Here is a 13,039-nt window from a genome sequence, read left to right as displayed (position 1 = left end):
ATGAATAAAGTTAGTGGGTCAGATAACAAATCCTTAGTCAGCGTGATTATTCCAACATATAATAGAGCAAAGTTTTTACCAAAAGCTATTGAAAGTGTTATAGAACAAAGCTATAAAAATTGGGAATTAATAATTGTAAATGATCATTCAACTGATGAAACTGAAAAAATTGTAACAGGGTTTATAAGAGACAATAACAATATCAGGTTGATAAATAACTTAAAAGATAAAAGAGGAGCAGGTGTTACAAGGAATACAGGAATTGAAGCCTCCGGAGGTAAGTATATTGCTTTTCTTGATTCAGATGACTGGTGGGAAAAGGAACATCTAAAAGATTGTATAAGTATTTTAGAAAAAGATGAAAAAATAGGGACAGTATTTTCTGAATGCAGATACCTTAAGGGTGAGGAAGTAATCAATGAATCATTCTTTGGAGAAACAACTGCTTTAAAACAGATACCTCATGAAGTAGTTACTTATAGCCCTCTTTGCAGAAAATTTACTGAGAATATCTTTGGATACTTATTGAAGGGATATCTCATTCCAATCCAGTCAAGTGTGTTCCGTGAGGAATTATTGGATAAATATAGATTTAGTGAGGATATTCTGATCGGTGAAGATCAGCATTTAGTCATCAGGATTGCCAAAGACGAAAAAATAGATGTATGCTTTTTGGAGAAAGTGGGTTGTAATATACTGTGTCATGGACAAAATCTTGCTAATCAGAATAGAGACAGACCAAAAACTTTTAGCGAATCTTTAAAGGTCTGGATTGATGTAAAGAGTCGCTATTGGAATAAAATGTCCAAGGAAGAAAGAAGGCAGATTAATTTTAACATATCAAACACCTATTATAGAATAGGTTACTATTATTTTAAAGAGAAAAATATGTTTCATTTAGCAAGAGATTACTATTTAATAAGCCTAATATATAAGCTCACTTTTAAGAACCTTAAGGGCTTTTTAATTTCAACCTTTATCCCCAAAAGGTTAATAGTCAGATATCTTGATAAGAAGATTAAAAGAGTAATAAATCAATAAATTAAATGAATATTTGCATGCTGATTGACAGATATAAGCCTATATTTAGTGGGCGTGCTATTTTTCTTGAAATACTATGTAAAGAGTTTAAAAAAGAAAATATTAATACATTTATTATTACTTGTAATTATGATAACAGCTCTTCCTGTGATGTAATAGATGGGATACCAATTTATAGGTTCAAATCTAATAAAAGGAAATATTTTGGGGAATTATTATTTGGATTAAATTTTTTTTTACTTTTATTAAAAATGAGAAATAATTTTGATATTATACATTCCAATAGTCTTGCTAAGGGTTATATTTCCTCATTACTATTTTGTAAGCTTTTTAAGAAAAAGTTTATTTTTCAATCAGCTTGTTATGGAAGTGATGATATGGTCACGCTAAAGAAAAAAGGTCGGAGGGGAAGATGGAGATATATTTTGCTATCATTAATTGATGGATATATTGCCATTTCTCCAATTATGGTCAAAACCTATAATGATTGTAAATTTGATACTAAAAAGGTGGCATTAATACCTAATGGGAAGCCTATGGATGAATTTTATCCAGAAGAAGATAAAAGATATCTACGAGAGAAATTAGGATTGCCAATAAATAAAAAAATTCTGTGTTTTATGGGATCAATTATTAGAAGAAAGGGTGTAGATATATTAATTGAGGCATTTAAAATAATAAATAAAGAATTTCAAAATTCATTTCTTCTTCTTGTAGGACCTAATAAATTTGAAATATTGGAAAAAGAAAATAATCTTTTTGTTGGAGAAATTATAAATAAAATTTCAAAGTACAGTTTAGAAAATGATATCATTTTTACAGGGGAAAGTAAAGAAGTTAGTAATTATTTGAGAGCATCTGATATATTTGTTTTCCCCTCGCGTCAGGAAGGCTGTCCAAATGTTGTGATAGAAGCTATGGCTTGTGGTTTACCTTGCATAATATCTGAAATGCCCGGAATATCTGATTTCTTGATGAGAGATAAGGAGGAGGGAATTATTATTCCGCAAGATAATCCTGAAAGATTGGCTGAGGAAATTTTAAAATTATTAAATGACCCTTTAAAAGCTAATGAAATTGGCAAAAAAGCAAGAGAAAAAGCACTGCTGGATTTTTCTCTTGAAAAGGTTTCTAAGCAATATATTGATTTTTATAGAAATATAACAAAAAATAATTATCTATAATAAAATATAGGTAAATATATTGAAATATATCAATTAATAGTTTATTTAACCATGATAAATTGAGGATTTACCTTCTTTCAACTTTGAACCGTCACTTGGTTGAAATTGACGTATGAATATTTAAGGCAATAATGAATTTTGCTGGCGCTATTTTTAATAGAAAACTATCTGAAAATATAGACCATTATATTTCTCAAATGTGTAAGGCTCAAGCCACTATTTCATCCTCAGGTGTTAATTTTTTCTCCTATGGAGAGGCTGCTTTAGGATACGGTGGGTTAAAAGATAAAGATAAAGGCAATGCTGATATAACAGATTCAGCAGCAGTTGTCTTTGATGGTAAGGTTTTAAATAGATTAGAGTTGCTTAATATTCTTAGAAAAAATGGATACGAAATTAAAGAAGATTGCTCTGATGCTGAATTACTTCTGAGCCTATATGCAGAATATCAAGAAAATTGTTTAGAATATATTGAAGGTGTATTTGCTTTTGCTGTTTGGGATAAACACAAAAAAAGATTATTTGCAGCCCGGGATAGGTTGGGTGAAAAACCCCTTTTTTATTACCAGGATCAAAATGGGAAATTCTTCTTATTAGCTTCATCTGTAAAAGGAATACTCGCAAGCGAAATAATAAAGAAAGAATTGAACATCGAAGGTATTTTCCATTTTCTTTTTATGAAAGCATTTGAGCAGCCTGCTACTCCGATTAGTGGCCTATATAGTCTTCTGCCTGGATACTATCTCATATATCAAGATGATACACTGTTTCTGAAACAATACTGGGATATAAAAATTAAGTCTAACCAAAATATAACTGAGCAAGCAGCTATGAAGGAAATGAAAGATTTACTTGAAAATACTGTGAGGAGGATTTGCAGCAGCATTGAGCCTTCTTCAGCAGGGATATTGTTAAGTGGTGGGATTGATTCAAGCTATGTGGCGGCATTACTGCATCAATACTATGCAGAGCCAATTCGGACATTTCATGTGACTTTTGGAGACGAAGGAAAAGAGAGTAATGAATCTTCTTATGCGGAAATTGTTTCCAGGCATTTAAACACAGTTCATACAAATGTTGTTTTTAAAGCTAACGATATAAGAAATAATCTTGTTAATATGGTATGGAATATGAATACACCTGTTTCAAACAGTGGGTTTAAACTCCAGCTTGTTTCAAAGTTAGGGCATGTTGAAGGCATACAACATTATTTTTTGGGTGAAGGCGCTGATACTCTATTTGGTCTCGATGAGCGATGGACATATTTCAACGTAATTGAAAGATATCTGAGTTTTATAAAGTTATTAGGAGTAAAAAACAGAAGAAGAATTTATGAAATGTCAGAGGCTTTTTCCCGCTATTTAAAAGAAGAATTTAAGATAAGATATTTGAGAGGTATTCATGATTATTTTTTTTCAAGCCTTGGTTATTTTAAATGGAAAGGGTCAGTGATCAGGGAAGAAAGAATCCGAAGAATTTTTACAAATGAGAATATGAGAGACATAAGATCAATTCCAGACTTATACATTCAATATTTTAAAAATTCCGGACTAAAGATAATTTCAGATAAGTATACATACATAGCGTTCAAGACTTATATGCCAAATCAACAGTTGATGCCTTATAATAGTATTTGTAAGTTTTATGATGCTGAACCTGTGTTTCCATATTTGGATGTGCAGGTTTTGGAATTTTGTGTGAATCTACCAAATAACTTAAAATCAAAAGATGGAATTAAAAAATATATCTTGCACAGTTTGGCATCAGGTAGTGTGCCGAAAGAGATTTTAAAACGCCCTAAAATGGCCTTTAAGATTCCTTTTGATGTCTGGTTACGGTCAGATCTTAAACCTATTGTTGATTATGTCTTTTCTGAAAAGGGAATTGCGGCGCGAGATATTTTTGATAAAAAAGAATTAAAGAGATTATATGAAGACTTCTATATTTTTCGGACTCTGTCATGGGTGGATATATGGTCATTTGTTGTGTTGGAGATTTGGTTGCGAATCTTCTATGATCTACCAAAGGTTGAAAAGCCTGAAATGGATCTTGCAAACTTGTTTAATCAATAGAATTCCTCATCTTTTTATAATTTTCAAAAAAAGTAAGTAATATATGAAGTTAGCGAAAGTCTTAGATAGAATTAAGAAATAAAAGTTTTTGCGGAGAAAGAACTTGAATCTTTCCTTCTGGGGTTTAGTAGTTTATTTAGCTCTTTTCTTTTTCAGACCTGCTGAGAGATATCAGTCTTTGATACCTTTACGTCTTGCCCTGGTGGTTCCTATCATCACGCTGATTTTAGTTTTTCTTTCAAGAAAATTTCGAATTCCCAAAAGCTCTGAAGCCATTCTTTTCATCCTTTTCTTCTTTTTCTCTCTAAGCTCTGTCCTAATCTCACCCTATTTTAATGAGTCTCTGGAAATTCTGCCAGAACTATATAAACCCATAACACTTTTTTTTCTGATTATTATGGTTCTTGATGATGAAAAGTCAATAAAGCGATTTGTATGGATAATTCTTATATTTACCATCTTTGATAATCTGGGAACATTTATTGCTCATAGAGAAGGCCTGCTTCCATATAGACTTGGCTCCTTTTATGGGGGTATAGGGGGTGACCCTAATGAATATGGCCTCCATATGCTTATGGTTTTGCCTCTTACCATTATCTTGATGAAAAATGAATCCTCCATTGCAAAAAAAGCCTTTCTTGTTTTTTCTTTTTTCTCCTATTCTTATTTTTTTACCAGGACGTTATCACGAGGTGCAATGATTGCAAGTGCTATAGTATTCTTTCAGCTCCTTATCTTGCAGAGGAAGAATTTAAAATATCTGGTTCTAATGATAGCCCTTCTTGCCTTTCTTTTTTATAAAACACCTGGTTCATTCTGGGAAAGGATGGATACCATTACTGCAAATGAGGAGGTAGCAGATGGTTCCATAAGAGCGCGGCTTATTGCAATAGAGGATGGAAAAGAGATGATTAAACAAAGTCCTATTTTTGGGGTGGGAATAGGTGCTTTCAGAATGGCAAGGGCGCGATTGGGGAAGTTTGAAAGAGTTGATGTTGAGCATGTAGCCCATAACACCTATCTGGAAATTGCCACTGAGACCGGACTTGTCAATTTATTTATATATATTGCGATTGCTTTTGCAGTGATAAAAGGTAGCAGGGATTCTGAAAAGTTTTTTGTAAATGGGGAATATTCTTATCTCAAGGGCATCTCACAAGGGTTAAGAATTGGTTTTATAGCATTTTTGTTTTCAGGTTTCTTTTTATCTCAGCAATATTATAGGTTTTTTTATATTTTTTCAGGGATATTGACCTCTATAAAGATTTTGAGATATGAGATGGTAAAGGCTAAAGTATGAGGAGGATATTTTCCAACAATATTTTTCAAATTCAGAATTAGGTTTTAAAACATTGATAAAAATCTTGGAATTTATTGACAACTGATTGTTTTCTTGATTTGTCATATTAAAGTAATAGGAACATTTTTTCTATTAATGAAAAAAATGATTTTGAAACAAAAGAATAGTCAAATACAAAAAGACAACATGAGCTTAGATAAAAAAATTGCTTTTATATTTTCAAGATTCCCATCAATTTCTGAAACCTATTTATCAAGAGAAATTAATGGATTAATGAAGAAAGGTATGCCCATTATAATTTTTTCACTTAAGAATAAGAAATGGGAAAAAATTCAGTCTGATGCATTGGAGATTGAACAAAAAATCCAAGTTATCAGATGTGGATATCTATTTTCTATGAGAGTTGTTATGAGCAACATATATTTTATTTTGACCAACCCCAAAAAATATTTTCAAGCACTAATATCTGTTATCAAAAATAGCGTAAAAGGGGGGTGGATTACTTTTATAAAAAATCTGATTCTATTCCCTAAAAGTGTTTATTACGCATACAAAATAAAAAAAGAAAATATCACTCATATTCATGCAATGCATGCAACTTATCCAACATTAACAGCATATATTATCAAGATACTTACTAAAATTCCATATAGTTTTGCAGGACATGCGACTGATATTTATGCAGATACTACAATGCTCGGGGAAAAGATAAAAGGATCTAGCTTTATGATAACCTGCACCGGAGAAAATGTAAAGTATCTTAGCAAGTGCTTCCGTGAAACTGTAAATAAAGATATATTTTTAAGTTATCATGGGATTAAATTAGATATATTTCAATTTATAGAAAAAAGAGACTTTAGCAACTTAAAGATTCTTTCTGTTGGGAGGATTGAAAAGTTAAAAGGTCACATTTATCTAATTGAAGCATGTCGCTTATTAAAGCAGTGTAATAATAATTTCCAAACGATTATTATTGGGCAAGGGTCTTTGATGAATCAAATAAAAGATAAAATCAAAAAATACGGTTTAGAAGATAATGTAATAATCACTGGAGCTCTTCCATATGATGAGGTAATTGAGTATTATAGAAACTCAAATATATTTGTGCTACCTGCTATCAGGAAATATCAGTTTGGCATACCAAATGTTTTAATTGAGGCAATGGCTACAGGTCTGCCAGTGATAACAACTAGGTTATCAGTAGTTGAAAATGAGCTAATAGTTGACAAAACAAATGGAATTTTAGTTAACGAGAAATCTCCTCAAGAAATAATTGAAGCTATTAAATATTTAAGTTGCAATACGGTTGCAAGAAAGGAAATAATTTTTAATGCTCGGAAAACAGTTGAGGATAAATTTGACTTTAATAAAAATATTGAAAAACTTTATAATATTTTCTATGAAAATATTATATATTAAAGTGACGTATTACCTACTTTGTTGCGTCTCATTTTCTCACAAAAATTGACTATCGAAGCTGTATGATGTTTATATTCAGAAGCCTTTGACGTTTACTTCTGGGGAAGCTAAAATAAATTTATAATGGAGCAAAACCATATATTGATTTTTTCAAAAAGCTAACACTATGAAGAATAAATTTCTTTTATAAAATTATAAGTTGTTAGTTTTCAAAAAAAGAGGCTCTGTTTTTTTAGGAAGATGGGCGATTTATGAATAATAAGAGGGTTATAATCTATGTTATCTTTATTTGCTTTTGTTTATTGAGATTGCCGAGTTATTCTGCAGACCCTAAATTTGCAAGATTTTTTGGCTACTGCTTTGGCAAATATTCTGATGAGCAATTCAAAGAAATGGCAAAAAAACTTGATCTAGTTATCCTAGATTCATATTGGTACCCAAACCCTCCGGCCATTCTTAAAGATAATAAAAAAAATCTTATAATCCTTGCCTATATGAGTCCTTTTGATGTCTCCAATATGGAAAAGATTTATAAGCAAAATATGAATAAAAACAGTAAGGGCTTTAGGATGTATAAAGAATGGAAGGAAATAAGTTCTCATGAAAATTGGTTTTTTCATGATGAAAATGGCAGGAGGGTAAGGGTGTATCTTAATAAAAAAGAAGAAAGGTTTGGTCTTGATATAGAAAATAAAGGGTTTCAAGAATTTTATAGTAAACTGGCGGCAGAGCTTGTAAGTAATGGTTATGATGGAATCTTTTTGGATAATGTATGGGTAAATTATCCCTATGGCTCTGATTTCCGTGAATTTTCATCCGCTACCCCTATCGGTATGAATAAGGAAAAATGGTGGAAGATTTCTGTAGATTTTCTGAAGGCTATAAAGGAGGCAATAGGTAAAAGGATTTTAGTTTTCAATCAGGTTCGTGGATATGATACTGAAAATAGTCTTAAATACCTTGCGACATGTGATGGAGCAATGGATGAGAATTGGCTTAACAATGGCAATTTCTATTTTAAGGACTTTAAGGAGGGAATAGACATAATCAGTGTAATTAACAAGAGAAATAAAATTTCTATTCCTGTTGCCATTGGGAAAAAAGAGGCCGATGCTTTGAGACTTTACTGTTCTTATCTCTTGGTAAAAGAGGGTGATAATGCATATTTTTCTTATATGAAAGGATACAATTTTAAAGGGATGATTTGGTATCCATTTTATGAACTCGACTTAGGAAAACCTAATGGCAATTATTATCAACAAGATGGAGCGGTCTTTAGAAAATTTACTAATGGTTTAGTAATTGTTAATCCTAATATCTCTTCTAAGAATATATTACTTTCTGAAGAGTATAAAACACGAGATGGAACAATAGTAAAAGAGATTGTTTTTAAAGCAAGAGAAGGTGATATCTTATTAAAAAAAGATGTAAAACTTCTGTTAGAAAATAAAAAGATAGAGTTTCATGGCTTTGGTCTTCTGGATTTTACTAAAAAAGCAGGTCCTGATGAAGGGCAAATGAATATCCCGATAGACGTTGATCTAAAAAAAGCAGAAAAGGCTTTTATTCTTTTATCTCTTTTTGATGCGGATAATCCATCTGAAGGGAAGATATTCATAAATGGAAATGGACCATTAGACCTACCGTGGGGAAAAGGAAAAAGTTTTAACTGGAAGGATTTTGAGTTTGACTCAATTGCGATTGGAAAAAATTGGCTTAAAAATGGTGAAAATGAGATAAAATTTATCAAGAATAAAGGCGGAATCTTTAAGGTAACAAAAATCACTTTACAACTCGAATATAAATCAGATCTTTTTCCAAAGATCCATGAAGAGGAAAAGGATTTTTCAGGACTTTCTGGAGATTTAGATTTTACCAAAAGTGATGGACTTAGTGAAAAAGGAACTGCTGTTTTTGTAGATATTGATCCAGGAAAAACGAGAAGGGCTTTTATAATATTGACATTGTTTGATGCAGATAACCTTAACGAAGGAGAATTCTTTATAAACGGGAAAGGTCCAATTCCTCTGCCAGAAGGAAGAGGCAAAGATTTCAACTGGAAGGATTATACATTTGAACCGATTCCTATCGATAAATCATGGCTTAAAAAAGGATGGAATGGGATCAGGTTCAGAAAAAAGCCGAAAGGGATTTTTAAAGTAAGTTCTCTCCTCATAAAGATGAAGTTTGTAGAGGAAAAATAATTTTTTAAAGGGGAAAGTTTGAGAGTTCTTCAGATGATAGGGAATCTTCATTTGGGAGGAGCAGAAACGGTTGTTAAAGACCTCTCCCAAGAACTAAGAAAGAGGGGAGTTGATGTTTATATCTGTTCAAGAGAAGGAGGTAGATTTGAAAAGGAATTGAGAGAGGTGCCTTGTGAGATTATAAGCAAAAAAGATAAAAATATTTTTCATTACATCAGAGCATTAATGAAACTTGTGAAACGAGAAAAAATCAACATAATCCATTCTCATCTTTTCGTTAATAATTTTTATGGTTTTATAACTGCGAAATTGACAAGGTGTAAAATTATTATGACTATTCACGGAATGGATTGTTTAAGATCTAGGAAAAGAAGATTTGCCTACAGGTTTTTAGCAAGATTTGGAGATAGGATAATAGCAGTTTCAGATTTTTTGAAAGATGAGTTTTGTAAAGTAATTAAAGGAAAGAAGGTCTTAACGGTTTACAATGGGATAGATATCAAAAAATTTGATAATAATAACCGTTCTTCTTCAAAAAAGAGAGAACTTAATTTGCTGTCTGCTTTTCCATTGATAGGAGCTGTTGGAAACATAAAACCAGTAAAGGGATATGATCTTCTCATAAAAGCAGCTCAAAAAATTTTCAGTATATACAAAGATGGAAAGCTCCTAATATTAGGGGACGCTATAAGACCTAAAGATATTCAGTACAGAGAAGAGCTTCAGGAACTGATAAAGGAGTTGAATTTAGAAAGTTATATTATTTTTTTAGGTCTTAGAGGTGATGTGGCGGAGATTCTATCAATTTTAGATATCTATCTTCTTCCATCAAGATCTGAGGGGACTTCTATAGCTCTGCTTGAAGCAATGGCTTCTGGAAGGCCTATTATTGCTTCAGATGTTGGTGGCAACCCTAAGTTGATAAAAGACGGTGTTAATGGTTTCCTTGTGCCTCCGGGAAACTGGCAGACACTTGCTGAGAAAGTTATTTTTCTGCTTGAAGACAAGTGCATGGCAAGAAAGCTTGGTGAAATGGCAAAGAAATCGGTTTTAGAAAACTTTTCAATTTCAAGAATGGTTTCAGACTATATGAGGATTTACGAAGATCTTCTGAGAGGAGAGATAAGCTAAAAATTGGGAAAAAATAAGTTATCAAAGAGAAAGGTATTGCATGGCGTATACTCCTTTAAAATGGGAGGTGCAGAGAAGATAGTGTCTTACTATGCCCGCTACCATGATAGGAGCAGGTTTGAACCGATTATCTGTTCTCTGACAAGTGGAGGAGAGTTAGAGGAGGAAATAAAAAAATTTAATGTTAAAACTTTTATGTTTAATAAACAAAAAATCTTTCCTCTTCTCTTTTTGATAAAACTTATAAAATTTATAAAAAGGGAAAAGATAGATATAATTCATTCCCACAATTTCGTCGTGAATAACTGGTTTATAGTGGCTGCCCTTCTTTCTGGGGTAAAGAATAGAATAAGGACAGACCATACAGTGCAGAATCAGTTTTATAAAAAAGGGCTTCTTTTTTCTGTCATCAGCAACATACTGGGCTTGCTTAACAAAAAGATTATTTCAGTATGCGAGAGGGTAAGAGTATCTAATCAGAAAAAGGGGATTTTTGGCAGAGGGAGATATATAACTATTTACAATGGAATTGATCCAGATTTATATTTAGCGAAAGAGATTAACAAGGGAAGATTTTATAAGGAATTTTTTATAGAAGAGGGATCTAAAATCGTAGGAAATGTGGGAAACCTTACTCTTCAAAAGGGCCAAAGGTATTTTATTGAAGCTGCAAAAATTCTATCAGATCAATACAAGGATGTTGCTTTTCTCATCGTAGGGAATGGGCCTCTGAGGAATGAACTTGAAAACTTAGCAAAGAAGCTTGAAATTAAAGAAAAGGTTATCTTTTCTGGGGTTCGAACTGATATTCCGGAACTATTGCAGTTTATGGATATCTTTGTTCTGTCCTCATTGAGAGAGGGGTTTTCCATAGCCATTCTGGAGGCAATGGCTGCAAAAAAATCCTGTGTTGTAACAGATGCAGGAGGAAACTCTGAGGTTGTTGAGGATGGTGTAACGGGATTTATAGTGCCTCCTAATGACCCAATCCAGTTAGCGGATAAAATCCTTACGCTTTTAAAAGATGATAACTTACGAAATAGTTTTGGGGAAAAAGGAAGAAAAAGGGTTTTGGAAAATTATACAGCAGAACGAATGGTTAAGGAAACAGAGAGAATTTATGAGCTATAAGTAAAGAAATAAAAAGAGGTGAATCTATGGGAGCTTCTAAATTCAAGATCTTACTTGCAGATCCACCACAGATAGCAGGTGGATATGATTTAGCATACCCTAATTTGGGGATTTTATATCTCGTTGGTTATGCAAAAAAACTTATCTCAAAAGGAATTCTTCCTGACATTTTTGAGTTTTACTATTTGGAAGGATTTTGCGATTTGGAAGGCCACATAAAAAGAATAAAAGAAATAAATCCTGATCTTTATGGTTTATCATTTGTCTCGCTTCTACGAGAAGGAGCATTTAAAACTATAAGAGCCCTAAAAAGAGAAATGCCTAATCTGCCAATTTTATGTGGCGGAGTACATCCTACTTTGAATTATGAAGAAGTCTTAAGGGATTCTCCTGCAGATTTCTGTGCTGTTGGAGAAGGAGAAATAACATTCACTTCGTTCCTTGAAGCATTTGCAAAAAGGAAAGAAGATAGGTTCTCTATTCCAGGCATAGCATTTAAAAATAATGGAGAAATTGTTTTTTCAGAGAAGAGAGATTTCGTTAAAAACCTTGATGATATTTCTTTCCCTGATTGGGGGCTTGTTGATTTTTCAAAATATAGAGGTAACCTTTACAGAAAAAAATCTCCAAGTACAGCAATACTTGCTTCAAGGGGTTGCCCATGGAATTGCGTATTCTGTTCAAACCCTGTTTGGAGGTCAGGTTATCCAAGGGTAAGACTCAGGTCACCCCAAAAAATAGTTGAAGAAATAGAAATGCTTTATAACAGAGGGATAAGGGAAATTTATATCAGATCTGATGAATTGAATGCAGATTATAAGTGGTGTTTAAGTTTAATGAATGAATTAGAAAAAATTAAACGCAATGATCTTTTTTTCCAGTGCAATCTTTTTCTTCACAACATTGATGACAATCTTGCAAAAGCAATATCTTTAGCAAATTTCTGGCTTGTTCATTTAGGTATTGAAAGCATTAACCAAAGAGTCCTTGATGGTATAGGGAAATATACAACTGTTCCAAAGATGTATGATATACTTAAAGCTCTTAAAAAATATAGTATCAAGATATATGGATTCTTCATGATGTACCAGTTGTGGGAAGAAGATGGTCTCTTACGGATTGAAACGAGCGAAGAAGTAGAAAATACACTAAGAACTGCCAAAATTTGGTATAAAGAAGGACTTCTTGATTATATATCATGGCAGATTGCATCCCCTTATCCTGGCTCAAAGCTATATGATATTGCAATTAAACACAAAATTTTCAGAAGTGAGCTTCAAGTCAAAAATCCATGGACGGTCCAGATGGAAATTCCAGGTGTTGACAAAAAAGAAATTTTAAGAAAAAGGCTGAAAGGGATGGTACTACAAGCAAGAATGAGTGCAGCGCACGGACACTTTGGAATACGTTCTTTTAAAAATGTTTTAAGAAAGATAAAACTAATAATTAAATCTGTAATTGGATTAAACTAAAAACAATAAACTGTGAAGTTATTTCTACTTTTTACATCAAATATTTTTTTCATTGAATCTTGGGATACAGAGTTATTTGCCAAAT

At 32.3% G+C, this 13,039-nt stretch carries 9 protein-coding genes; all 9 read left to right on the top strand.

Features of this window, described 5'->3' with window-relative positions:
* The 9 genes from A3H37_09035 to A3H37_08995 all read left to right on the top strand — a co-directional run bounded on the left by A3H37_09035 (position 1) and on the right by A3H37_08995 (position 12,954).
* On the top strand, positions 1-1,041 hold the full coding sequence (locus A3H37_09035) for a hypothetical protein (protein ID OGL51157.1): 1,041 nt from the start codon (positions 1-3) through the stop codon (positions 1,039-1,041).
* Between the two features lie 5 nt (positions 1,042-1,046).
* Positions 1,047-2,225, top strand: a complete 1,179-nt coding sequence (locus A3H37_09030) for a hypothetical protein (protein OGL51156.1) — start codon at positions 1,047-1,049, stop codon at positions 2,223-2,225.
* 131 nt (positions 2,226-2,356) lie between these two features.
* Positions 2,357-4,297 carry a hypothetical protein gene (locus A3H37_09025; GenBank protein ID OGL51155.1) on the top strand — a complete coding sequence of 647 codons (1,941 nt, stop codon included), beginning with the start codon at positions 2,357-2,359 and terminating at the stop codon, positions 4,295-4,297.
* A 103-nt stretch (positions 4,298-4,400) separates the two neighbouring features.
* Positions 4,401-5,597: a hypothetical protein gene (locus A3H37_09020; GenBank protein OGL51154.1), complete on the top strand. Its 1,197-nt coding sequence runs from the start codon at positions 4,401-4,403 to the stop codon at positions 5,595-5,597.
* Between the two features lie 186 nt (positions 5,598-5,783).
* Positions 5,784-7,016, top strand: coding sequence for a hypothetical protein (locus A3H37_09015; protein ID OGL51153.1), 1,233 nt, complete (start codon positions 5,784-5,786; stop codon positions 7,014-7,016).
* Between the two features lie 251 nt (positions 7,017-7,267).
* Positions 7,268-9,220, top strand: a complete 1,953-nt coding sequence (locus A3H37_09010; protein OGL51152.1) for a hypothetical protein — start codon at positions 7,268-7,270, stop codon at positions 9,218-9,220.
* 18 nt (positions 9,221-9,238) lie between these two features.
* Positions 9,239-10,351 (top strand): hypothetical protein, encoded by a 1,113-nt coding sequence (locus tag A3H37_09005; GenBank protein ID OGL51151.1) that lies wholly within the window; start codon positions 9,239-9,241, stop codon positions 10,349-10,351.
* A 3-nt stretch (positions 10,352-10,354) separates the two neighbouring features.
* Positions 10,355-11,482, top strand: a complete 1,128-nt coding sequence (locus tag A3H37_09000) for a hypothetical protein (protein OGL51150.1) — start codon at positions 10,355-10,357, stop codon at positions 11,480-11,482.
* A gap of 26 nt (positions 11,483-11,508) precedes the next feature.
* The gene (locus tag A3H37_08995; protein ID OGL51149.1) at positions 11,509-12,954 is read left to right on the top strand and encodes a hypothetical protein; all 1,446 of its coding nucleotides are present in this window, start codon (positions 11,509-11,511) and stop codon (positions 12,952-12,954) included.
* Positions 12,955-13,039 lie beyond the last annotated feature (85 nt).

The sequence above is a fragment of the Candidatus Schekmanbacteria bacterium RIFCSPLOWO2_02_FULL_38_14 genome, assembly GCA_001790855.1.
Lineage (GTDB): Bacteria > Schekmanbacteria > GWA2-38-11 > GWA2-38-11 > GWA2-38-11 > 2-02-FULL-38-14-A.
The sequence above is the reverse complement of the archived record's forward strand: the minus strand, read 5'-3'. Positions and strand labels throughout refer to the sequence as shown.

Coding starts and splice junctions, on each gene's coding strand:
- A3H37_08995 (OGL51149.1), top strand. CDS start 11,509: ATGGGAGCTTCTAAATTCAAGATCTTACTTGCAGATCCACCACAGATA.
- A3H37_09010 (OGL51152.1), top strand. CDS start 7,268: ATGAATAATAAGAGGGTTATAATCTATGTTATCTTTATTTGCTTTTGT.
- A3H37_09030 (OGL51156.1), top strand. CDS start 1,047: ATGAATATTTGCATGCTGATTGACAGATATAAGCCTATATTTAGTGGG.
- A3H37_09035 (OGL51157.1), top strand. CDS start 1: ATGAATAAAGTTAGTGGGTCAGATAACAAATCCTTAGTCAGCGTGATT.
- A3H37_09025 (OGL51155.1), top strand. CDS start 2,357: ATGAATTTTGCTGGCGCTATTTTTAATAGAAAACTATCTGAAAATATA.
- A3H37_09015 (OGL51153.1), top strand. CDS start 5,784: ATGAGCTTAGATAAAAAAATTGCTTTTATATTTTCAAGATTCCCATCA.